The organism is Burkholderia sp. BCC1638 (genome assembly GCF_902833195.1).
Lineage (GTDB): Bacteria > Pseudomonadota > Gammaproteobacteria > Burkholderiales > Burkholderiaceae > Burkholderia > Burkholderia diffusa.
The window spans coordinates 240,582-262,052 of record NZ_CADFEC010000005.1 but is presented as its reverse complement, the minus strand read 5'-3'; the positions used below and the strand labels follow the sequence as shown (position 1 = coordinate 262,052).

Here is a 21,471-nt window from a genome sequence, read left to right as displayed (position 1 = left end):
GGTTAGGCGTTTTCAAGCGTTCGGGGGCCGAATCGTTCGGATCGCCGTTCGGTTCGTTTTCGATCGCCTTTCGTTTCACCCCCGCATCGACCCATTCGCGCAGTCGGCCGGAATCGGGCCGATCGCACGTCGTGGCCGCACGACGGCGGCCCTTCCGGCGGGGCCTCGGCCAGCCCCGCTCGGCACCTCCATGTGGCCCCGGGCGCCGCTAGGTCTGCCCGACCGCGGCGCACGCGATCATCGCCGCGCCGACACCGATCGCGCCGCCGCCGACGATCCGGGCAACGCGCTCGCCGCCCGGCGCCAGCCGCTCGGCGGCGATCGCCCCGGTCACGACGGCCATCACGCGTAGATCCATCATGCCGGTCGACAGAGCAACGGCCATCAGGTTCCCGCAGCAGGCGCCGCAACGTAGCGCGGCTCGCACGCCGTACCACCAAGCAACCGCGGCCGCGGCTCCCGCCCGCCGCGCACATGCGTCGTCCGGTGCATGCCGGCAGCAAGCGAGCCGGCGCGCCTTCCAGCCGGACAACTGCAGCACGCCCGCGCCGAGCACGACCGTGCCGGACGCGAACGGCATCGCGGCGGCGAGCGCGGGCAACCGCGCGGCGACCGCCGCCAGTGCGGTGCCGCCAGGAAACACCAGCGCGCCGAGCGCCATCCACGCGGAGAAATACCCGGCGCCCGCGACCGCGACCAACCACCCCGCGCGCGCCTCGCCCAACGGGCCGAGGCTCCGCCGGTATCGCCAGAGCACCGGCGCCAGCACCGGCAGCATCATCGTCACCGTCATCGCGCCCCACATGCCTGCGAACGCGGCGAACGCGCGCCCTGCCTGCCATCCGCACGGCCGGAGCCATCCAGCCGACAACGTCCAGCCACCCGCCATCGGCATGCCGCCCATCGCGTCCATCGATGCGTGCTGCGCGAGCGTCGCCCAGACGCCGGCGCCAAATACCGCGACGAGCGCGGCGCCGAATGCCCGCCGGCCACTGCCCGGCGCGCCGGTCGCAGCCGGTTTCGTCGTGGCGCTCATTGCCCGCTCCCGCCGCTCGCCGGCGCGCGCTCAGCCGCGCGCAGCATACTCGTCATGGCGGCGCCACCACACGCCCGTCTCGTTGCGCCCGAGCGGCGCACGATCGAGCCACTGGTACATCCCCCACAGCCCGTCGAGCCCGCGTGCGTACGTCGAATACGTGTGATAGACGACGCCATCCTCGCGCACGAACGCACTCATCCCCGGCCGGTCGCGCGCATACGTGGCGGCGTCGGTGCCGCAGGTCGCCGCGAACTGGGCGACGGCCGCCGGCGGCGGGTCCATGTCCATCGCGTGGCCGGCCCGCGCATAGTTGTATTCGACGTCGCCGGTGCGTTGCTGCGTTTCAGTGAACGACACGTTGAAGTCGAAATTGAACTCGCCGCCGTCGGACGACGCCCACGGAAAGTGCCAGCCCATCCGCTGCCGGTACGCGAGCAGCTTCGCGAGCGGCGCGCGCGACACCGCCGCGAGCGTCACGTCGTGGTTCGCGAGGTGGACCGCAAAACCGTCGAAACCGTCGGCGAGCGCCGAGCACGACGGGCAGCCAGCCTTGTAGTCGGGGCCGAACATGAAGTGGTAGACGAGCAGTTGCGAACGGCCGCCGAACAGGTCGTCGAGCGTCGCCGGGCCGTCCTCGGTGTCGAACCGGTAGGCCTTGTCGACGCGCACCCACGGCAGTGCCTGGCGCCGTCGCGCGAGTTCGTCGCTTTGCCGCGTCAATGTCTTTTCCGCATCGAGCAGCGCGCGGCGGGCAGTCAGCCATTCCCCGCGTGTTCCGGTGAGATGGTTCGTCATTGCAGGTTCCTCCTTTCGATGGATATCCGGGCACGGCGCCTCCGCCGTGTGCGTGGTGCTAGATTAGGGCCGGGCATCGGACCGGAGGGAGTGACAACTGTGTCGGGATTCGGATGGATTCGCTGATCACGGCCGCCGCGCGAGCGCTCGCGGCGGGCGACCCGCTCGGCGCGCTGAACCGCGTCGCACTGCGTGACGACGCGCCGGCGCTCGCGTTGCGCGGAATCGCGATGGCGCAGCTCGGCGATTTCGAGCGCGCGCGGGCGCTCGTGCGCGGCGCGGCACGTGCGTTCGGCGCGAAGGAAGCGGTCGCGCGGGCGCGCTGCGTCGTCGCGGAAGCCGAAATCGCGCTGGCGTCCCGCGACCTCGGCTGGCCGTCGCGCGCCCTCGAAACCGCCTGCGCGACGCTCGACGCACACGGCGACCGCGCGAACGCCGCGCATGCGCGCTATCTCGGCGTGCGCCGGCTGCTGCTGATCGGGCACGTCGACGATGCCGAACGGCAGCTCGCGAACCTCGATCCCGCACCACTGCCAGCCGCATCGCGCGCAGCCCATGAACTGATCGCGGCCGGCATCGCGATGCGCCGCATCCGCCCGCACTTCGCGCGCACGGCACTCGCCCGTGCCCGCGCGGCCGCACAGGACGCCGGCATCCCCGCGCTGACGGCCGAAGTCGAGACGGCCGCACGCATGCTGGATACGCCGGCCGCGCGGCTCATCGCGCGCGGTGCGTCGCGGCTCGTGCTGCTCGACGAGGTCGAGGCGCTGCTGGAATCGAATGCGCTGGTCGTCGATGCATGCCGCCACGCCGTGCGCGACGCACGCACGACCGTGTCGCTCGCGCGCCGCCCGGTGCTGTTCGTGCTCGCCCGCGCGCTGGGCGAGGCGTGGCCCGGCGACGTGTCGAGAAACGCGCTCGTCGCCGCGGCGTTTCGCGCGAGACACGCGGACGAATCGCATCGCGCACGCCTGCGCGTCGAGATCGGCCGCTTGCGCGCGATGCTGCGCCCGCTCGCGAACGTCACCGCGACGCCGCGCGGCTTCGCGCTCGAGCCGCTCGGCCCACACGAGACCGTCGTGCTCGCGCGTCCGGTCGACGATCGCCATGCGGCCGTGCTCGCGCTGCTCGCGGACGGCGAGGCCTGGTCGAGCTCCGCGCTGGCGCTCGCGCTCGGCGCGAGCCAGCGCACCGTGCAGCGCGCGCTCGACGCGCTCGCCGAAGCGGACAAGGTGCAGGCGCTCGGCCGCGGTCGCGCGCGCCGCTGGATGACGCCGCCGCTACCCGGATTCGCGACGACCTTGTTACTCCCCGCACCGCTGCCGGGCGACTAGGATGGGCACACCAACGACGAGGTGACAGACATGAAACGCTCCACCGCAGACATCCTCCGCGAATACGGCCCGTTTCCGGGCGTCGACGGCGTGCACGGCGTCACGTTCGACGGACAGCGCGTCTGGTTCGCATCCGGCGACAAGCTGAACGCGCTCGATCCGGAACGCGGCACGACCGTGCGCGCACTCGACGTCTCCGCACACGCAGGCACCGCGTTCGACGGGCGTCATCTGTTTCAGATCGTCGAGGACCGCATCGAGAAGATCGATCCCGATTCGGGCCGCGTGCTCGCGACGATCCCCGCGCCCGGCGGCGGCGCGGATTCGGGGCTCGCGTGGGCCGAAGGTACGCTGTGGGTCGGCCAGTATCGCGAGCGCAAGATTCATCAGGTGGATCCGCAATCGGGCGCCGTGCTGCGCACGATCGAGTCGAACCGCTTCGTCACCGGCGTGACGTGGGTCGACGGCGAGCTGTGGCACGGCACCTGGGAAGCGGACGAGAGCGCGTTGCGGAGAATCGACCCGCGCACCGGCCAGGTGCTCGAACAGGTCGACATGCCGCCCGGTGTCGGTGTGTCGGGGCTGGAATCCGACGGTCGCGACCTCTTCTACTGCGGCGGCGGCAACAGCGGCAAGCTGCGCGCCGTGCGGCGTCCTGCGCGAGCACGCGCGGAGGGCGACAGTGCGGCGGCATCCGAACCGGTCGAGCGCTGATCGCCGATCATCGACGGGCCACCCGGCCCGCCGCCATCCCCGGTCAACGCCGAAACGAATCGCGATGGCGATCTCAGCCGATACCGAACCGCGTCCGCTCCCCGAGTGCAGGAATGAACAAGACGCTGCCGCGCCGCCGTCGTTAAGATGCGCGCTCGTCAGTCATTCGTTCGGAGCAGTCGATGCAGCGCGGTGTGGTGTATGGCGTCCTTGCGGGCGCGTTGTGGGGGATGGTCTTTCTCGTGCCGCGGCTGATGACCGACTTCTCGCCGCTGCTGCTGAGCGCGGGCCGCTACGCGATGTACGGCCTCGTGTCGCTGGCGGCGGCGCTGCCGGCCGCCCGTTCGCTGCTCGTGCGGCTGACCCGCGAGGATCTCGTCGCGCTCGCGAAGCTCGCGCTGATCGGCAACGTCGCGTACTACATGCTGCTGTCCGGCGCCGTGCACCTGATCGGCATCGCGCCCAGCTCGCTGATCGTCGGCGTGCTGCCCGTGACCGTCACGCTCGCCGGCCTTGGCGACCAAGGCGCGATGCCGCTGCGGCGCCTCGTCGCCCCGCTCGCGCTGGTGATCGCCGGCATCGTCTGCATCAACGTCGACCTCTTCACATCGGAAGCCGCGCATGCGACGACGCTCGGCCAGAAGCTCGCCGGCATCGCGTGCGCAACCGGCGCGCTCGCGAGCTGGACCTGGTACGCGGTCGCGAATACGCGCTACCTGCAGCGCCACCATCATTTCGGCGGCAACGAATGGTCGGTGCTGTGGGGTGTCGTAACGGGCCTGATCGGCGGCCTCTGCTGGGTCGCGATCCTCGCGCTGCCGGCCGGCACGGTCCAGGCGGCAGTCCCGGCGTCGCGCTGGCAACTGTTCTGGCTGCTGAACCTCGCGCTCGCGATCGGCGCGTCGTGGCTCGGCAACGGGCTGTGGAACGCGGCATCGAAGCGGCTGCCGCTCACGCTGTCCGGCCAGCTGATCGTGTTCGAGACCGTGTTCGCGATGCTCTACGCATTCGTCTACGACCACCGGATGCCGCGCGTGCTCGAAATCTCAGCGCTCGCGCTGCTGCTGGCGGGCGTGTACGGGTCGGTGCGCCGGCACGGCGACACGCACGCGAGCGGCAAGACGCCCGGCCGTGCAGCCGCGAACGCGAACATCACGGCCCACTGAGCGCGGGCAAGCCTGGTCTGACGAATCGGGACAAAAGGAAATGGAGCGATGCTGGCGCGATGCGTCAGCGCGCGTCCTTGTGCATCCACTTGCGGCCCTCGATGGAGCCCTCGCGGCGGGTCTTGTCGACGCGCCGCTGGCGCGCGAGCTTCGGATCGACGATCAACGGGCGGTAGATCTCGACACGATCATGATCGGCGAGCGGCGCGTCGAGCGGCGCGAGCTTGCCGAACACGCCGGTTTTTGCGTGCGCGAGGTCGATTTCCGGGTGCAGCGCGAGCACGCCGCTCGCATCGATGGCCGCGCGCACGGTCGCGCCTTCGGGCAGCGACACCGGAATCAGCGTCTGGCGATCCGGCAGCGCGTAACAGACTTCGATCGACAGCATCGCGTCACCCCTTCCCGTAGCGCTGGTCGGCGCGCTTGACGAACGAATCGACGAACGTGTTCGCGATATGGCTGAACACCGGCCCGATGATCTTTTCGAGCAGGATGCTCGAGAACTCGTAGTGCAACGCAAATTCGATCTTGCATGCGTCGGAGCGCAGCGGGATGAAGCGCCACGAACCCGTGAACTTCCGGAACGGGCCGTCCGCGAACTCCATGTCGATCCGTGTCGGGCGCTGCTGCGTGTTGCGCGTCGCGAAATGCTGCTTGATGCCCTTGAAGTTGATGTCGATGCGCGCTTCCATCCCGCTGTCGTCCTGACGGCGAATCTCGACGCCGCCGCACCAGGGCAGGAAATTGGGGTAATCGGCCACGTCGGTGACGAGGTCGAACATCTGTTCCGCCGAATGACGGATCAATACGGTTTTCTGGACATCTGCCATAAATCGCGCGGCATCGCTCGAGGTAAGAACGCAAGCCGGGCGATTCTCGCCCCGCTTTGCTAAAATCGTGATTTTAAACGAGTTGGCCCGATCCTTTCATGAGCATCATCGACAACAGGAAAGCGCACTTCGATTATCACATCGAGGAACGCTACGAGGCGGGGCTCGTGCTCGAGGGCTGGGAAGTCAAGGCGCTGCGCGCCGGGCGCGGCCAGATCAAGGAAGGCTACGTCGTGGTCAAGAACGCCGAGATCTTCCTGATCGGCACCCACATCAGCCCGCTGCCCGAAGCCTCGACGCACATCAAGCCCGATCCGGTCCGCACGCGCAAACTGCTGCTGCATCGCGACGAAATCAAGAAACTGATCGGCAAGGTCGAACAGCGCGGCTACACACTCGTGCCGCTGAACTTCCACTACAAGGGCGGTCGCGTGAAATGCGACATCGCGCTCGCGAAGGGCAAGAAGTTGCACGACAAGCGCGAAACCGAGAAGAAACGCGACTGGGAGCGCGAAAAGGCCCGCATCATGCGCGCCGGTACCTGACGCGCAACATCCCGCATCGCAAACGACACGGCCCGCTCGAAGCGGGCCGTGTGCTTTTGTGAGCCGCGATGCGTCGATGCGCCGATCGAGCAGCCGCTCACGGTTCCTGATGAAACCCTGCGCCGCTTATCGTCATGCGAGCAGGATCGCGATTCCATGGCGCGACGATTCGCCGCACGCCGGCCGCACGCAACGGCCGGACGGCTCACCGAGCCGCGCGTGCGCTCAACCCTTTCCGCCCGCGGCTGGCGTCGCGTTCTTGACGATCGTCAGCGCCGACGCGATCGCGGTGCCGAGATCCGACAGGTTCGCCGGCACGATCAGCGTATTGCCCTGTTTCGCGAGGTTCGAGAACGCGCCGACGTACTGCTCGGCGACCTTCAGGTTCACGGCATCCATCCCGCCCTGCGACTGGATCGCGTTCGCGATCTTCTGGATGGCCTGCGCGTTCGCCTCGGCCACCGCGAGAATCGCGGCCGCCTCGCCCTGCGCCTGGTTGATCGCGGCCTGCCGCTCGCCTTCCGACTTCTGGATCGCCGCCTCGCGCGCGCCCGAGGCGAGGTTGATCTGCTCCTGCTTGCGGCCTTCGGATGCGGCGATCAGCGCGCGCTTTTCCCGCTCGGCGGTGATCTGCGCCTGCATCGCGTGCAGGATTTCCTTCGGCGGCGTAAGGTCCTTGATCTCGTAACGCAGCACTTTCACACCCCAGTTCGCGGCAGCCTGGTCGAGCGCCGACACGATGTTGTGGTTGATGAAGTCGCGTTCCTCGAAGGTCTTGTCGAGTTCGAGCTTGCCGACCACCGACCGTAGCGTCGTCTGCGCGAGCTGGGTGATCGCGAGCACGAAGTTGCTCGATCCGTACGACGCCTTCATCGGATCGGTCACCTGGAAGTACAGCACGCCGTCGACCTGCAGCTGCGTGTTGTCGCGCGTGATGCAGACCTGGCTCGGCACGTCGAGCGGAATTTCCTTCAGCACGTGTCGGTAGGCGATCCGGTCGACGAACGGCAGCACGATATTGAGACCGGGCGACAGCGTCGCGTGATAGCGCCCAAAGCGTTCGAGCACCCACGCATGCTGCTGCGGGACGATCTTCACCGTCTTCGACACGATCACGATGGCGATGACGAGCAAGACGACCCAGATGATCAGCGAATCCATGAAATGTTCTCTCCTTGTTGTATCAGCGGACGATCAGCCCGCAGGTTTCGCTACGACCACGAGACAGTTGCCGCGCACGGCGCGCACCTGATACACGCGCACATCGTCGCGCTCGCCGTGCGCGAGTTCGACGTCCCAGTCGGCGCCGCGATATTGCACGCGCGCGCGGCCGTCATGCCATGCGTCGACCGTGACGGTCGAGCCGATATCGAGATTGACGTCGGGATTCGTCGACGTGTCGCGCTTCTGCTTGCGCCCGAGCCCCGAGCGGCGCAGCACGATCATCGCGATGATCGCGACCACGGCGGCCACGCCAAACTGCACGTGCGGCGCGAAACCGGCCAGTTGCAGCAATCCGCCCGCGAGAAAGCCGAGCGCAATCATCAGCAGGTAGAACGTGCCCGTGAGCAACTCGGCCACGACCAGCACACCCACTGCGACCCACCAGAACAGATGCCCCGACATCATTGTGGTCTCCAGAAAAACGGTCCCGTACGCTCACTATATTCTTCGCCGCCGCAAGCGGACGCGACCGGCACGCCCGGGTCGGCCGGGTCACCCCGTTACGTACCGACAAACAAAAACACCCCGGTGCTTACCGGGGTGTTTATAACACGAACCTTGCATTTTGCCTTCAACACAAGCGCGGCGGTACCGCACTTGCGCCGAACGGCCATTACCGACCGTTACTTCCGGTTGGCGAGCGCCTGCCACGTATCGATGATCGTGTCCGGGTTCAGCGAGATCGACACGATGCCTTCGTCAGTCAGCCATTGCGCGAAGTCCGGGTGATCGGACGGGCCCTGACCGCAGATGCCGACGTACTTGCCCATCTTGCGGCAGGTATCGATCGCCCGCTTGAGCAGGAACTTGACGGCCGGGTCGCGTTCGTCGAAGTCGACGGCCAGCAGTTCCATGCCCGAGTCGCGGTCGAGGCCGAGCGTGAGCTGCGTAAGGTCGTTCGAACCGATCGAGAAACCGTCGAAGTGCTCGAGGAACTCTTCGGCGAGGATCGCGTTGGTCGGAACTTCACACATCATCACGAGGCGCAGGCCGTTCTCGCCACGCTTCAGGCCGAACTTCTCGAGCAGGCCGACGACGCGCTCCGCCTGCTTCACGGTCCGCACGAACGGCACCATGATCTCGACGTTGGTCAGGCCCATCTCGTCGCGCACGCGCTTCAGTGCACGGCACTCCATCTCGAACGCCTGCGCGAAGTCTTCGGCGATGTAGCGCGACGCGCCGCGGAAGCCCAGCATCGGGTTTTCCTCGTCCGGCTCGTAGCGCGAACCGCCGATCAGCTTCTTGTACTCGTTCGACTTGAAGTCGGACAGACGCACGATCACGGGCTTCGGATAGAACGCCGCGGCGATCGTCGCAACGCCTTCCGTCAGCTTGTCGACGTAGAACTGGCGCGGCGACGCGTGGCCGCGCGCGACGCTCTCGACCGCCTTCTTCAGATCCTGGTCGATGTTCGGGTACTCGAGGATCGCCTTCGGGTGCACGCCGATGTTGTTGTTGATGATGAACTCGAGACGTGCGAGGCCAACACCACCGTTCGGCAGTTGCGAGAAGTCGAACGCGAGCTGCGGGTTGCCGACGTTCATCATGATCTTGACCGGGATTTCCGGCAGTTCGCCGCGCTGCACTTCCGTGACTTCCGTCTCGAGCAGCCCGTCGTAGATCTTGCCTTCGTCGCCTTCCGCGCACGACACCGTGACGAGCGCGCCATCCTTCAGGATGTCGGTCGCGTCGCCGCAGCCGACGACTGCCGGCACGCCGAGCTCACGCGCGATGATCGCCGCGTGGCAGGTCCGGCCGCCACGGTTCGTGACGATCGCAGCTGCACGCTTCATCACCGGCTCCCAGTTCGGGTCGGTCATGTCAGCCACCAGCACGTCGCCCGGCTGCACGCGTTCCATTTCCGACGGATCCTGGATCACGCGCACGGGGCCCGCGCCGATCTTCTGGCCGATCGCACGACCCGTCGCCAGCACCTGCGACTGGCCCTTCAGCTTGAAGCGCTGCTCGGCCTTGCCGGACGCCTGGCTCTTCACCGTTTCCGGACGCGCCTGCAGGATGAAGATCTTGCCGTCGCGGCCGTCCTTGCCCCACTCGATGTCCATCGGACGCTGGTAGTGCTTCTCGATGATGACCGCGTACTTCGCCAGCTCGATCACGTCTTCGTCGGTGATCGAGTAGCGGTTGCGCTGCTCGTGCGGCACGTCGACCGTCTTCACGCGGCCCGGCTCGCCCGGCTGCGTGAATTCCATCTTGATCAGCTTCGAGCCGATCGAGCGGCGGATGATCGGGTACTTGTCCTGTGCGAGCGTCGTCTTGAACACGTAGAACTCGTCCGGGTTCACGGCGCCCTGCACGACGGTTTCGCCCAGGCCATAGCTCGACGTGATGAACACGGCGTCCTTGAAGCCCGATTCGGTATCGATCGTGAACATCACGCCGGCCGCGCCGACGTCGGAGCGGACCATGCGCTGCACGCCGGCCGACAGCGCGACTTCGGCGTGCGTGAAGCCCTTGTGAACGCGGTACGAGATCGCGCGGTCGTTGTACAGCGACGCGAACACGTGCTTCATGCGGTCGAGCACGTCGTCGATGCCGACGACGTTCAGGTACGACTCCTGCTGGCCGGCGAACGACGCGTCGGGCAAGTCTTCCGCGGTCGCGGACGAACGCACGGCGAACGACAGCTCGCCCGGCGAGCCGTTCTTCAGGATTTCGAACTGTGCGCGGATTTCCTGCTCGAGACGCGCCTGCAGCGGTGCATCGACGATCCACTTGCGGATTTCGGCACCGGCTTCGGCGAGCGCCTTCACGTCGTCGATGTCGAGCGACTCGAGACGCTTGGCGATGCGATCGGTCAGATCGTTGTGCTTGAGGAAATCACGGAATGCGAGCGCGGTCGTGGCGAAACCGGTGGGTACACGAACGCCTGCTTCGGAAAGCTGGCTGATCATCTCGCCGAGCGACGCATTCTTGCCGCCCACGATCTCCACATCGGTCATCCGCAACTGCTCGAACGGGATTACATACGCCTGGTCCTTTGCGACGTTTGCTGCGTTAATCATACAAGCCCCTAAGTGTGAAAAAAATGCTCGATTGCGCAAGTGGGCTCGGACGCGGGCGCTTGCAAAAAGGCGCGGCGCGTCTTGCGCAACCTGTTGGAGAAACAATCGCAGCGGCGGAAAATCTTCCGACCCGATTTGCAAAAATCCCGGCAGAAGGGCGATATAGTCAGACGAATCGCCGAACTTGCCGGGAGTTTTAGATCGCTCGCGGCAAGCCCGGGGGGCCGTTCGCACCCTGCCCCCGCAATTGCTTATCCAACAGGTTGCCGCTATTCTACCGTGCCGGCTGCCGGATGTGGCGCGACCTTGTCACTGCGTCTGGAGGCGAACCTCCAGCCGCCCGCGCAACCGCCCTTCACGTTCGACGCCCAGATTCATGCTGCCTACCGTTTTCATCGTCTCCGACGGCACCGGGATTACTGCCGAAACCTTCGCGCACTCGATCCTCTCCCAGTTCGACCAGAAATTCCGCCTCGTGCGCTTGCCGTTCGTCGACTCGCTCGACAAGGCCTTTGCGACCGTCGAGAAGATCAACGAAGCCGCGGTGCACGACGGCCGCCGCGCGATCGTGTTCACGACGCTCGTCGACAGCGAGTCGAACGACATCGTCAAGCGCTCGAACGCGCTCGTGCTGGACATGTTCCAGCGCTTCGTCGAGCCGCTCGAGCAGGAACTGGAGCTGAAGTCGAGCCACGCGATGGGCCGCGGCCACCAGAACGCCGACACCGAGGAATACAAGACGCGGATCGAGGCGATCAACTTCTCGCTCGCGCACGACGACGGCCAGTCGAACCGCAACCTGTCGGAGGCCGACGTGATCCTGGTCGGCGTGTCGCGCAGCGGCAAGACGCCAACGAGCCTGTATCTCGCAATGCAGTACGGCGTGAAGGCAGCCAACTATCCGCTGATTCCGGAAGACTTCGAGCGCGGCAAGCTGCCGTCGGCGCTGTCGCCGCATCGCGACAAGCTGTTCGGCCTGTCGATCGACCCGCAACGCCTGTCGGAGATTCGCAACGAGCGCCGCCCGGGCAGCAAGTACGCGGCGCCGGAGAACTGCCGCTACGAGATCAACGAGGCCGAGGCGATGATGCGTCGCGAAGGGATCAAGTGGCTGTCGTCGACACACAAGTCGATCGAGGAGATCGCGACGACGATCCTGCAGGAAATCCGTCTCGACCGGCAGTCGTACTGACGACTTGCCCGCCGGCGCGGCCGCCAGGCCGCCGCCAGAAGCAGAAAGGCCGCGTCGAACGCGGCCTTTTTTTCATGGTCGGGATACGCGCGCGGACAACGCCGTGCGTCACGTCGTCATGTCACGCGCGCCGCTGCTGCCGCACCTGCTCGAACAGGCACACCGCCGCCGCCGCCGCGACGTTCAGCGACTCCATGCCGCCCGGCTGCGGGATCGTCACGCGATGCGTGGCCGCGTCGCGCCAGAACGCCGACACGCCGGCGCCCTCGTTGCCGAACACCCATGCGACGGGCCCGGCCAGGTCGCAGTCGTAGACCGCCCGCGCGCCATGCGAATCGGTGAGCGCAACCGGCACGTCGAGACGCACGGCGAGCGCGTCCGGCTCGACGTCCTCGTGGATCGACAGCAGGAAATGCGCGCCCATCGCCGAACGCAGCACCTTCGACGACCACGCATAGGCGGTGCCCGGCGCACAGAATACGTGCCGCACGCCGGCGGCCGCCGCGCTGCGCAAGATCGAACCGACGTTGCCGGCGTCCTGCACGCCGTCGAGCACGACAGACGTGTGCGTGACGCGCTCCGGCAGCGGCTGCGCGGGCCGGTCGACGAGCAACAGGAAACCGACGCCGCTGACCACGTTCGACAGTTGCCCGAACAATGCGTCGGGCAGCGTGACGACCCGCTGCGCGTCGACGCGCGCGATGATCGCCTGCGCTTCGTCGTGCGCGAGCGCGCCTTCGGTCGCGACGCACAGCTCGGGTGTTGCGCCCGTATCGAGATACGCGCTGGCGAGGTGGAAACCCTCGAGCAGCGCCTGACCGCCCCGCCGCTGCTGGGACGTCGAACCCGCGAGCGCCTTCAGGCGCTTGTACAGCGGATTGTCGCGGGAAGTAATGCTTTTCATCGAATCAGGTCAAGTGCCGCACGCACCGGCGCGAAGGAGCGCCGATGGGCTTCGCACGGGCCGTGCTCGCGCAGCGCGGCAAGATGTTTCTCGGTGCCGTAGCCCGCATGCACGTTGAAGCCATATACCGGGAAGCGTTCGTGCAGGTCGACGAGCATGCGGTCGCGCGTGACCTTCGCGAGGATCGATGCGGCGGAAATGCTCGGCACGAGCGCGTCGCCGCTTACGATCGCCTCGGCACGCACCGTCAGCGTCGGACAGCGGTTGCCGTCGATCTGTGCGAGCGTCGGCAGCACCGACAGGCCTTCGACGGCCCGCTTCATCGCGAGCATCGTTGCGTGCAGGATGTTGAGCGTATCGATCTCGTCGACGCTCGCCGAAGCGACGCAATACGCGCGCGAGCGCGCGACGATCAGCTCGTACAGCGCGTCGCGCTTCTTCGCGGACAACGCCTTCGAATCGTCGAGCCCGTCGATCGGCTGCGCGGGATCGAGGATCACCGCGGCGGCGACCACCGGCCCCGCGAGCGGGCCGCGGCCCGCTTCGTCGACGCCGCAGACGATCTCGTCGGGCCGGCTGAAGTCGAAGCCGCCCTGCACGTCGGTCGACGCGCGGCGGCGTGGTGTACGGGCGGCCGTCATGCGCGCCCCTTGCGTTGCTCGAGTACGCGCACGACCGCTTCGGCCGCTTTCGCGGCCGTGTTCTGCCGCAGCGAGAGATGCATTTCGGTAAACACGTCGGTCAGCGTGCGACGGTTCGCGTCGTCGCGCAGCTGCGTGAGCGTCGCATCGGCGAGCGCCTCGGGCGTCGCGAAATGCTGCAGCAGCTCGGGCACGACGAAGCGCCCCGCCAGAATGTTCGGCAAGCCGACGTACGGCAGGTAGCCCTGCCGGCGCATGATCTGCCCGGTCAACCAGGGCACCTTGTACGAGATCACCATCGGCTTCTTCAACAGCGCGGCTTCCAGCGTGACGGTGCCGCTCTTCACGAGGATCGCGTCGGCGGCCGTCATCGCGACCTGCGAGCGGCCGTCGGTGATCGTCAGCGCAAGCTGCGGATGCGCGTCGACGAGCGGCTGCAGCAGCTCGCGCAGTGCAGGCGTCGCCGCCGGCATCACGAACCTCACGCCGGGCTCGCGCTGCTGCATCAGCGCCATCGCCGCGAAGAACGTCGGGCCGATCAGCCCGATCTCCGAGCGCCGGCTGCCCGGCAGCACCGCGATCACGGGGCCGTCCGCCGGCAAGCCCAGCGCGATGCGCGCGCCATGCGTGTCGGGCTCGAGCGGAATCTCGTCGGCCAGCGGGTGGCCGACATACGTCGACGCGACGCCCGCCTTGTCGAGGATCGCCGGTTCGAACGGGAACAGGCACAGCATGTGGTCGACGGACTTCGCGATCTTCTTGATCCGCCCCCCGCGCCAAGCCCAGATCGATGGGCATACGAAGTGGATCGACGGGATGCCCGCGTCGCGCGCGGCCTGCTCCACGTTGAAGTTGAAATCGGGCGCGTCGACGCCGATGAATGCGTCGGGCCGCTCCGCGAGCAGCTGGCGCTTCAGTTCGCCGCGAATCCGAAGGATTTCGGGAATCTGGCCCAGCGCCTCGACGTAGCCGCGCACCGTCAGCTTGTCCATCTGCCAGTGCGAGTCGAAGCCGTGCGCGAGCATCCGCTGCCCGCCGATCCCGTAGTAGCGGGTCGACGCGGGCAGCCGCTCTTGAAGCCCGCCGAGCAGCGACGCCGCGAGCAGATCGCCCGACGGCTCGCCGGCCACCATCGCGAGCCGGAGCTGATTGGTCGGGAGCGACATCGCTTAGCGGATGATGCCGCGTTGGGACGCGTCGATGAACGCGACGAGCGCGCCAACAGCTGCGTCGCCTTCGCCGCCCGCGGCCGCCAATTCGCGCAACTGCACCTTCGCTTCCTCGAGCGACAGGCCGTTCTTGTACAGCAGGCGGTACGCGCTGCGCAGTGCCGAGATCGCGTCGGGCGAGAAACCGCGCCGGCGCAGGCCTTCGACGTTGATGCCGTGCGGCTCGGCCTTGTTGCCGGCCGCGATCACGAACGGCGGCACGTCCTGCACGAGCGCCGAGGCACCGCCCAGCATCGAGTGCGCACCGATGCGCACGAACTGGTGCACGCCCGACATCCCGCCGACGATCGCCCAGTCGCCGATCTCGACGTGACCGGCCATCTGCGCGTTGCTCGACAGGATCACGTTGTTGCCGACGCGGCAGTCATGACCGATGTGCACATAGGCCATGATCCAGTTGTCGTCGCCGAGCGTCGTCACGCCGACGTCCTGCACGGTGCCGGTGTGGATCGTCGTGAATTCGCGGATCGTGTTGCGGTTGCCGATCACGAGCTTCGTCGGCTCGTCCTTGTACTTCATGTCCTGCGGACGGCCGCCGACCGACGCGTAATGGCCGATGCGGTTGTCCTCGCCGAGCGTCGTGTGACCTTCGATCACGCTGTGCGAACCGATCGTCGTACGCGCGCCGATCGTGACGTGCGGCCCGACGATCGCGTACGGCCCGATCTCGACGGTCTCGTCGATCTGCGCACCCGGTTCGACGATCGCGGTAGGATGAATCCTGGTCATGCGCCGTTGCCTCTCGATGTGATGTGTCGCGTTGCTCGCGTTACGTTACCCATGCGTGCCGCGTCGCTCAGGGCGCCGCGTCGGCCGTCTTGACCGTGCACATCAATTCGGCTTCCGCCGCCACCTTGCCGTCCACTTCCGCCACCGCCTTGAACTTCCAGATGCCGCGGATGTAGCGTTCGAACGTCACGTTCAGAATCAGCTGGTCGCCCGGTTCGACCACACGCTTGAAGCGTGCGCCGTCGATGCCGACGAAGTAGTACAGCGTGTTCTCCGGATCCTTCGGCTGCTCTTCCGCGAACGTCAGCAGCGCGGCCGCCTGAGCGAGCGCCTCGAGGATCAGCACACCCGGCATCACCGGCCGCTTCGGGAAGTGCCCCTGGAAGAACGGCTCGTTGATCGACACGTTCTTCAGCGCTTTGATTCCCTTGTGCGGCTCGAGTTCGAGCACGCGATCGACGAGCAGAATCGGGTAGCGATGCGGCAGCAGCGTGAGGATCTTGTGGATGTCGAGATTGATTTTTTCAGTGCTCATGATGGTTCGTCTCACGCAGAAGCTGCGCGGTGGTGATGCAAAGGCTGAAGCGGGCCGCCGCGCGGCCCAGTCTGGCAAACCGGGCCGGATGCGCTGGCCGTGCCCGGTTCGTGGTCTCGCATGGTGCGGTCAGGCGTCCGTGCCGCCCTGGGCGGCCAGCGCGGTTTCGAGCGCCTTGATGCGGTCGCGCAGCTTGTCGAGGTTGCGCACGAGCGCAGCGCTCTTGTTCCATTCGCCGTGGTCGACGGCAGGGAACGCGCTCGTGTAGATGCCTGCCTTCGGCAGCGACTTCGACACGCCCGAATTCGCGGTGATGATGACATAGTCGCCAAGCGTCACGTGGCCGGCGATTCCGGCCGCGCCGCCGATCATGCAGTGGCGGCCGATCGTCGTGCTGCCCGCGATGCCCGCCTTGCCGGCGATCACCGTGTAGGCGCCGATCCGGCAGTTGTGGGCGATCTGCACCTGGTTGTCGATCTTCACGCATTCCTCGATGACGGTGTCCGCCATCGCGCCGCGATCGATCGTCGTGTTCGCGCCGATCTCGACGTCCGGGCCGACCGACACGCCGCCGACCTGCGGAATCTTGACCCAGCTGCCGGTGCGCGCCTCGCCGTCGCCGACGAAATCCGGCGCGAAGCCGAACCCGTCGGAACCGATCACGGCACCCGAATGGATGATCGCGCGCGGGCCGATCTTGCAGCCGTGGTACACCGATGCGTTCGGATACAGGTGCGAACCCGCGCCGATCGTCGTGCCGCGCCCCACGAACACGTTCGCGTCGAGCTGCACGCCGTCCTCGATCACCGCGCCGGCCTCGATCGTCACGTGCGGACCGATCACCGCGCTCGCGGCGACCTGCGCGGCCGGATCGATCGTCGCGCTCGGATGCACGCCGGCCGCGCGCGGCGGCGTGGCGAGATCGATGAACATCTGCGCGACGCGCGCGAAGTACGCGTACGGATTCGGCGTCACGATGAAATTGCGGGAGCCGGCCGTCCTGCCATCAGCGGCCGCGCCCAGCTTTTCGAGATCCTTCGGCGCGATCAGCACCGCGCCGGCGCGGGTCGTCTCGACCTGCGACAGATACTTCGGATTCGCGAGAAATGCGAGTTGCTGAGGGCCTGCCTGGTCGAGCGGCGCGAGGCCGCCCACCTTGCACTGGGCGTCGCCGACGATCTCGCCGCCGAACCGCTTTACGAGTGCCTCAAGCGTCAATGCCATTCGTCGTCTGCTCCGTTCAGTTCGTCGAGCCGGACGCGAGCGCCTTGAGCACCTTGTCGGTGATGTCGATGCGCGGGCTGACGTACACGGCTTCCTGCACGATCAGGTCGTAATTCTGCTGCTCGGCGATCTGCTTGATGACCTTGTTCGCACGCTCCAGCACCGCCGCGAGTTCCTCGTTGCGGCGCTGGTTCAGGTCTTCGCGAAACTCGCGCTGCTTGCGTTGGAAGTCGGTATCGAGCTGCGCAAGATCGCGCTGCTTCTGCGCGCGATCGGCCGCCGACAGCGACGGGCCGTTCTTGTCCAGCGAATCGGACATCGACTTCAGACGCGCGGCGAGGTCCTGCAGATCCTTGTCGCGCTTCGCGAACTCGGCTTCGAGCTTCGTCTGCGCCGCCTTGGCGGGCGCGGACTCGCGCAGGATCCGATCCGAATTGACCGCCGCGATGCGGGCGACGTCCTGAGCATGTGCCGTCGCCGCGCCCAAGGCCAGCGCAACGGTCAGCGCACACATCACTCGTTTCGAAAACTTACCGGTTAGCAAAATTACCCTCTCGTTGCTGTTGTCATGCGTTCGATCAGAACGCCGTCCCGATCTGGAACTGGAATTTCTGGTACTGGTCGCCTTCATGCTTCTGCAGCGGGAAGCCGAGGCTCAGCTTCAGCGGGCCGATCGGCGAGATCCACGCGAGACCCACACCGTAGCCGTAACGCAGGCCGTTCGCGCCGGTACTCGTGCCGCCCGGCGCGTTGCCCCACACGTTACCGCCGTCGAGGAACGTGAACACGCGCAGCGTGCGGTCGTAGCCGGTACCCGGCAGCGGGAACGTCAGCTCGATGTTGCCGACCAACATCTTCGAACCGCCGATCGGGTCGTTCGTCTTCGTGTCGCGCGGGCCCAGCGAGCTCGGCTCATAGCCACGCACGGAGCCGATACCGCCCGCGTAGTAGTTCTTGAAGATCGGGTACGGGTTGCCGATACCGTTGCCGTAGCCGCCTTGCAGGTTCAGGCCCAGGATGAAGCCGCGCGAGAACGAATAGTAGTACTGCGCCTGCAGGTCGGCCTTGTAGTACTGAATCTTGCCGACCGGCACGCCGTATTCGACGTTCGCCTGCGTGAAGTAGCCGCGGCTCGGGATCAGCGCGCTGTCACGCGCGTCGCGCGACCACGCGACCGTCAGCGGCACCGTGTTCGACACGCGGCCGAACTCGTTCACGTAATCCTGGTAGCTCTGCGGCGTGTTCGAGTCGACGTCGAGACGGTTCTGCTCGAAGCCCGCGCCGAAGTAGACGGTGTCGACTTCCGAGAACGGAATGCCGAACTTCAGGTTGCCGCCCGCGCTGATGATCCGGAAGCTCGAGCTCGTCGAATAGTAGAGCGGCTGGTACGTGCGGTAGTAGACGTCCGTGATCCGCTTGATGCCGTCGACCGTGAAGTACGGGTCGACCTGCGTGACGGTCAGCGTGCGGTAGCTCTTCGCGGTGTTGACGTTCACCGACAGGCTCGTGCCCGAGCCGAACACGTTGTCCTGCGACACGCCCGCCGACAGCACCACCTTGTCCGTCGACGAGAAGCCCGCGCCCAGCGTGATCGCGCCGGTCGGCTTTTCATCGACCTTCACGTTCACGTCGACTTGGTCGTTCGTGCCTTCGACGGGCACCGTCGTCACGTCGACGTTGGTGAAGTAGCCGAGACGGTTCACGCGGTCCTTCGACAGCGCGAGGCGGTTCGAATCGAACCACGAGCTTTCGAGCTGGCGCATTTCGCGGCGCACGACTTCGTCACGCGTACGCGTGTTGCCGACCACGTTGATGCGGCGCACGTACACGCGGCGGCTCGGATCGACGACGAGATTCAGGTTCACCTTGTGGTTTGCCTGGTCGATGTCCGGCTGCGCGTTGACGGTCGCGAATGCATAGCCGTATTCGCCGAGCTTGTCGACGATCGACTTCGTCGTTTGCTGCAGCTTTTCGGCCGAGAAGCGATCGCCCGGCTTGATCTTGATCAGCTTGTTCAGTTCGGCTTCGCGGTCGAGCAGGTTGCCCGACAGCTTGATGCCCGACACCGTGTACGGCTCGCCTTCGTGCAGCGTGACCGTCAGGTACATGTCCTTCTTGTCGGGCGAGATCGACACCTGGGTCGACTCGATGTTGAACTCGAGGTAGCCGCGGTTCAGGTAGTACGAGCGCACGGCCTCGAGGTCGCCCGTGAGCTTTTCCTTCGAGTACAGGTCGTTCTTCGTGTACCAGGAGAACCAGTTCGGCGTCGACAGCTGCATCTCGTCGCGCAGCGCGCTGGTGCTGAACGCCTTGTTGCCGATGAAGTTGATCTGGCGGATCTTCGCGCTCGGGCCTTCGGCGACCGCGAACAGGATCGACACGCGGTTCGCGTCGACCGGCGTGACCGTCGTCTTGACCTCGGCCGCATAGAAGCCGCGCGTCAGGTACTGACGCTTGAGCTCCTGCTCCGCCTTGTCGACGAGCGCCTTGTCGTAGTAGCGGCCGTCGGCCAGACCCACCGCGCGCAGCGCCTTCGTCAGGTTGTCCTTGTCGAATTCCTTCGTGCCGGTGAAATCGATCGACGCGATGGCCGGACGCTCCTGCACCTGCACGATCACGACGTTGCCCTGGGTGGCAATGCGCACGTCGTTGAAGAAACCCGTGGCGTACAGCGCGCGGATTGCTTCGGATGCCTTGTCGTCGGTGAAGGTATCGCCCTGCTTGATCGGCAGGTAGGCGAACACCGAACCCGCTTCGACGCGCTGCAACCCCTCGATCTTGATGTCTTGCACCACGAACGGTGCCGCTGCATGCGCCGCGAGGCCGTGCGCGGCGAGCGCGGCCGCTGCAACTGTCTTAGGTACAAAGCGATGAGGTTTGAACAACGTGCATCCCCAATATTTAGCTGCATCAAATCAGGCGGCGGCCGACTGGCCGCCGCCTGACGCTTCAGAAATGGATTAACCGAGCCAGGTCGTTGAACAGCGCGATCGCCGACAACGCGACGATGCAGATCAACCCGGCTCTTTGCAGAATCAGCTGCCAGCGCTCCGAGACCGCTTTCCCGGTCGCGGCTTCAACCAGATAATATAACAGATGCCCCCCGTCCAAAACGGGAATCGGCAGCAAGTTCAGCACCCCGAGGCTAATGCTGACAAGGGCGAGGAACGACAGGAAGGCCGACGGACCGAGCCGCGCGCTCTTGCCGGCGTAGTCGGCGATCGTCACCGGGCCGGACAGATTCTTCAGCGACGCATCGCCCGTGATCATCCGTCCGAACATCTTCAGCGAGTAAACCGCGATGTCCCACGTGCGGTGCGCGCCGAGCCGCAGACTCTCGATCGGCCCATAGCGCACGTCGACCGACGGCGTGTGCATCGACAGCGCCGCGCCGATGCGGCCGATCTGCTGCCCCGTTTCATCGTCGCGCTGCGCTTGCGGCACGATCGACACCGTCCGGGCGGCGCCGCCACGCTCGACCTGCAGTTCGACCGCCTGGCCCGCATGGTGCTTCACCGCGTCGATGAAGCGCGACGCGCCGCCGATCGGACTGCCGTCGAGCGCCAGCAGCTTGTCGCCGGCCTTCAGGCCCGCCTGCTCGGCCGCGCTGCCGGGCTGCACGGACGCCACCGACAGCGTGCCGCCGCCGGTCTCGAAGCCCAGGTGCATCATGAAATCGTCGTCGAGCTGGCTTTCGGGAACATTGCGCAGGTCGACGCGGAAGTCGAACGTCGACGCGCCGCCGTCGCGCGCGCCGAGCACGACCTCGCGATGATCGAACGCGGCGGACAGCAGCTTCCAGCGCAGGTCCGACCACGAGCGCACCGGCACGGCCTCGCCACCTTGCGCGTCACCTACGCGCGCGTCGCGGATCGACACGATCGTCTCGCCGCCGTCGAAGCCCGCGCGAGCCGCCACGGTGCCGGCGGCCGGCGGCGCGAGCACCGCGGCCGGCTCGGTCACGCCGGTTGCGAATACGACGGAAAACAGGACGATTGCCAACAGGAAGTTCGCGATCGGGCCGGCGGCGACGATCGCGATGCGCTTGAACACCGATTGCCGGTTGAACGCCTGATCGAGTTCCTCGGGCTTGACGCCCGCCCCCGGCTCGCGCTCGTCGAGCATCTTCACGTAACCGCCGAGCGGCAACGCCGAGAGCGTCCATTCGGTGCCCGTCCTGCGGCTGACCCAGCGCGCGACGGGCTGGCCGAAACCGATCGAGAAACGCAGCACCTTCACGCCGCACCAGCGCGCGACGCGATAATGTCCGTACTCATGCACGACGACCAGCACCCCGATCGCCACCGCAAACGCGATCAGTTCGACCAGCACGTTCATGAGCACCTC

General features: G+C 66.6%; 21 protein-coding genes. 5 read left to right on the top strand and 16 right to left on the bottom strand.

Going from position 1 to position 21,471, the window contains the following annotated elements; translation table 11 throughout:
* Window positions 1–208 precede the first annotated feature (208 nt).
* Together HWX22_RS08240 and HWX22_RS08235 are read right to left on the bottom strand one after the other, a co-directional pair.
* Window positions 209–1,036, bottom strand: coding sequence for a DUF2182 domain-containing protein (locus HWX22_RS08240; RefSeq protein WP_175915370.1), 828 nt, complete (start codon window positions 1,034–1,036; stop codon window positions 209–211).
* 30 nt (window positions 1,037–1,066) lie between these two features.
* The gene (locus HWX22_RS08235; protein WP_175915369.1) at window positions 1,067–1,834 is read right to left on the bottom strand and encodes a DUF899 domain-containing protein; all 768 of its coding nucleotides are present in this window, start codon (window positions 1,832–1,834) and stop codon (window positions 1,067–1,069) included.
* 113 nt (window positions 1,835–1,947) lie between these two features.
* Here HWX22_RS08235 and HWX22_RS08230 point away from each other — a divergent pair, with 113 nt between their 5' ends.
* The 3 genes from HWX22_RS08230 (at window position 1,948) to HWX22_RS08220 (ending at window position 5,048) form a co-directional block, all read left to right on the top strand.
* Entirely contained in the window at window positions 1,948–3,168 is a 1,221-nt protein-coding gene (locus HWX22_RS08230) for a helix-turn-helix domain-containing protein (protein ID WP_175915368.1), read from the top strand.
* Window positions 3,169–3,198: 30 nt separating this feature from the next.
* Complete coding sequence (locus HWX22_RS08225; RefSeq protein WP_175915367.1) at window positions 3,199–3,882, top strand: glutamine cyclotransferase; 684 nt, start codon at window positions 3,199–3,201, stop codon at window positions 3,880–3,882.
* A 182-nt stretch (window positions 3,883–4,064) separates the two neighbouring features.
* Window positions 4,065–5,048, top strand: coding sequence for a DMT family transporter (locus HWX22_RS08220; RefSeq protein ID WP_175908864.1), 984 nt, complete (start codon window positions 4,065–4,067; stop codon window positions 5,046–5,048).
* A 64-nt stretch (window positions 5,049–5,112) separates the two neighbouring features.
* On the opposite strand, the gene HWX22_RS08215 is transcribed toward HWX22_RS08220, so the two are convergent.
* A complete protein-coding gene (locus tag HWX22_RS08215; protein ID WP_059450006.1) occupies window positions 5,113–5,436 on the bottom strand; it encodes an RnfH family protein in 324 nt (107 codons plus the stop codon).
* A 4-nt stretch (window positions 5,437–5,440) separates the two neighbouring features.
* A complete protein-coding gene (locus HWX22_RS08210) occupies window positions 5,441–5,878 on the bottom strand; it encodes a type II toxin-antitoxin system RatA family toxin (RefSeq protein WP_059529356.1) in 438 nt (145 codons plus the stop codon).
* A gap of 98 nt (window positions 5,879–5,976) precedes the next feature.
* Here HWX22_RS08210 and smpB point away from each other — a divergent pair, with 98 nt between their 5' ends.
* A complete protein-coding gene (smpB, locus tag HWX22_RS08205) occupies window positions 5,977–6,423 on the top strand; it encodes an SsrA-binding protein SmpB (protein WP_050012888.1) in 447 nt (148 codons plus the stop codon).
* Window positions 6,424–6,648: 225 nt separating this feature from the next.
* On the opposite strand, the gene HWX22_RS08200 is transcribed toward smpB, so the two are convergent.
* From HWX22_RS08200 to ppsA, 3 genes are all read right to left on the bottom strand, one after another.
* Window positions 6,649–7,584 carry an SPFH domain-containing protein gene (locus HWX22_RS08200; RefSeq protein WP_059817728.1) on the bottom strand — a complete coding sequence of 312 codons (936 nt, stop codon included), beginning with the start codon at window positions 7,582–7,584 and terminating at the stop codon, window positions 6,649–6,651.
* Window positions 7,585–7,617: 33 nt separating this feature from the next.
* The gene (locus HWX22_RS08195) at window positions 7,618–8,052 is read right to left on the bottom strand and encodes an NfeD family protein (protein ID WP_059529350.1); all 435 of its coding nucleotides are present in this window, start codon (window positions 8,050–8,052) and stop codon (window positions 7,618–7,620) included.
* 218 nt (window positions 8,053–8,270) lie between these two features.
* The gene (ppsA, locus tag HWX22_RS08190) at window positions 8,271–10,670 is read right to left on the bottom strand and encodes a phosphoenolpyruvate synthase (protein WP_175915366.1); all 2,400 of its coding nucleotides are present in this window, start codon (window positions 10,668–10,670) and stop codon (window positions 8,271–8,273) included.
* 376 nt (window positions 10,671–11,046) lie between these two features.
* On the opposite strand from ppsA, the gene HWX22_RS08185 reads away from it, so the two are divergent.
* On the top strand, window positions 11,047–11,862 hold the full coding sequence (locus HWX22_RS08185) for a pyruvate, water dikinase regulatory protein (RefSeq protein WP_059450011.1): 816 nt from the start codon (window positions 11,047–11,049) through the stop codon (window positions 11,860–11,862).
* Window positions 11,863–11,983: 121 nt separating this feature from the next.
* Here the strand turns inward: HWX22_RS08185 and HWX22_RS08180 are convergent, their stop codons facing one another.
* The 9 genes from HWX22_RS08180 to rseP all read right to left on the bottom strand — a co-directional run bounded on the left by HWX22_RS08180 (window position 11,984) and on the right by rseP (window position 21,462).
* Window positions 11,984–12,766 carry an RNA methyltransferase gene (locus tag HWX22_RS08180; protein WP_175915365.1) on the bottom strand — a complete coding sequence of 261 codons (783 nt, stop codon included), beginning with the start codon at window positions 12,764–12,766 and terminating at the stop codon, window positions 11,984–11,986.
* Window positions 12,763–13,407, bottom strand: coding sequence for a ribonuclease HII (rnhB, locus tag HWX22_RS08175; RefSeq protein WP_059817732.1), 645 nt, complete (start codon window positions 13,405–13,407; stop codon window positions 12,763–12,765). Before rnhB ends, HWX22_RS08180 begins: the two co-directional genes overlap by 4 nt.
* Window positions 13,404–14,573, bottom strand: coding sequence for a lipid-A-disaccharide synthase (gene lpxB / locus HWX22_RS08170; RefSeq protein ID WP_059817734.1), 1,170 nt, complete (start codon window positions 14,571–14,573; stop codon window positions 13,404–13,406). Before lpxB ends, rnhB begins: the two co-directional genes overlap by 4 nt.
* Window positions 14,574–14,576: 3 nt before the next feature.
* Entirely contained in the window at window positions 14,577–15,365 is a 789-nt protein-coding gene (lpxA, locus tag HWX22_RS08165) for an acyl-ACP--UDP-N-acetylglucosamine O-acyltransferase (RefSeq protein ID WP_059817736.1), read from the bottom strand.
* A gap of 67 nt (window positions 15,366–15,432) precedes the next feature.
* Window positions 15,433–15,900, bottom strand: a complete 468-nt coding sequence (gene fabZ / locus HWX22_RS08160; RefSeq protein ID WP_006495559.1) for a 3-hydroxyacyl-ACP dehydratase FabZ — start codon at window positions 15,898–15,900, stop codon at window positions 15,433–15,435.
* A gap of 129 nt (window positions 15,901–16,029) precedes the next feature.
* Window positions 16,030–17,124, bottom strand: a complete 1,095-nt coding sequence (lpxD, locus tag HWX22_RS08155) for a UDP-3-O-(3-hydroxymyristoyl)glucosamine N-acyltransferase (protein ID WP_059691996.1) — start codon at window positions 17,122–17,124, stop codon at window positions 16,030–16,032.
* A gap of 16 nt (window positions 17,125–17,140) precedes the next feature.
* Window positions 17,141–17,638 carry an OmpH family outer membrane protein gene (locus HWX22_RS08150; protein WP_059529330.1) on the bottom strand — a complete coding sequence of 166 codons (498 nt, stop codon included), beginning with the start codon at window positions 17,636–17,638 and terminating at the stop codon, window positions 17,141–17,143.
* Between the two features lie 64 nt (window positions 17,639–17,702).
* On the bottom strand, window positions 17,703–20,009 hold the full coding sequence (bamA, locus tag HWX22_RS08145; RefSeq protein WP_059691997.1) for an outer membrane protein assembly factor BamA: 2,307 nt from the start codon (window positions 20,007–20,009) through the stop codon (window positions 17,703–17,705).
* A 64-nt stretch (window positions 20,010–20,073) separates the two neighbouring features.
* On the bottom strand, window positions 20,074–21,462 hold the full coding sequence (rseP, locus tag HWX22_RS08140) for an RIP metalloprotease RseP (protein ID WP_175915364.1): 1,389 nt from the start codon (window positions 21,460–21,462) through the stop codon (window positions 20,074–20,076).
* Window positions 21,463–21,471: the final 9 nt, after the last annotated feature.

Coding starts and splice junctions, on each gene's coding strand:
- rseP (WP_175915364.1), bottom strand. CDS start 21,462: ATGAACGTGCTGGTCGAACTGATCGCGTTTGCGGTGGCGATCGGGGTG.
- rnhB (WP_059817732.1), bottom strand. CDS start 13,407: ATGACGGCCGCCCGTACACCACGCCGCCGCGCGTCGACCGACGTGCAG.
- HWX22_RS08225 (WP_175915367.1), top strand. CDS start 3,199: ATGAAACGCTCCACCGCAGACATCCTCCGCGAATACGGCCCGTTTCCG.
- HWX22_RS08150 (WP_059529330.1), bottom strand. CDS start 17,638: ATGTGTGCGCTGACCGTTGCGCTGGCCTTGGGCGCGGCGACGGCACAT.
- HWX22_RS08220 (WP_175908864.1), top strand. CDS start 4,065: ATGCAGCGCGGTGTGGTGTATGGCGTCCTTGCGGGCGCGTTGTGGGGG.
- fabZ (WP_006495559.1), bottom strand. CDS start 15,900: ATGAGCACTGAAAAAATCAATCTCGACATCCACAAGATCCTCACGCTG.
- HWX22_RS08180 (WP_175915365.1), bottom strand. CDS start 12,766: ATGAAAAGCATTACTTCCCGCGACAATCCGCTGTACAAGCGCCTGAAG.
- HWX22_RS08185 (WP_059450011.1), top strand. CDS start 11,047: ATGCTGCCTACCGTTTTCATCGTCTCCGACGGCACCGGGATTACTGCC.
- HWX22_RS08210 (WP_059529356.1), bottom strand. CDS start 5,878: ATGGCAGATGTCCAGAAAACCGTATTGATCCGTCATTCGGCGGAACAG.
- HWX22_RS08240 (WP_175915370.1), bottom strand. CDS start 1,036: ATGAGCGCCACGACGAAACCGGCTGCGACCGGCGCGCCGGGCAGTGGC.
- HWX22_RS08200 (WP_059817728.1), bottom strand. CDS start 7,584: ATGGATTCGCTGATCATCTGGGTCGTCTTGCTCGTCATCGCCATCGTG.
- lpxB (WP_059817734.1), bottom strand. CDS start 14,573: ATGTCGCTCCCGACCAATCAGCTCCGGCTCGCGATGGTGGCCGGCGAG.
- lpxD (WP_059691996.1), bottom strand. CDS start 17,124: ATGGCATTGACGCTTGAGGCACTCGTAAAGCGGTTCGGCGGCGAGATC.
- HWX22_RS08195 (WP_059529350.1), bottom strand. CDS start 8,052: ATGATGTCGGGGCATCTGTTCTGGTGGGTCGCAGTGGGTGTGCTGGTC.
- HWX22_RS08230 (WP_175915368.1), top strand. CDS start 1,948: ATGGATTCGCTGATCACGGCCGCCGCGCGAGCGCTCGCGGCGGGCGAC.
- ppsA (WP_175915366.1), bottom strand. CDS start 10,670: ATGATTAACGCAGCAAACGTCGCAAAGGACCAGGCGTATGTAATCCCG.
- lpxA (WP_059817736.1), bottom strand. CDS start 15,365: ATGACCAGGATTCATCCTACCGCGATCGTCGAACCGGGTGCGCAGATC.
- smpB (WP_050012888.1), top strand. CDS start 5,977: ATGAGCATCATCGACAACAGGAAAGCGCACTTCGATTATCACATCGAG.
- HWX22_RS08215 (WP_059450006.1), bottom strand. CDS start 5,436: ATGCTGTCGATCGAAGTCTGTTACGCGCTGCCGGATCGCCAGACGCTG.
- HWX22_RS08235 (WP_175915369.1), bottom strand. CDS start 1,834: ATGACGAACCATCTCACCGGAACACGCGGGGAATGGCTGACTGCCCGC.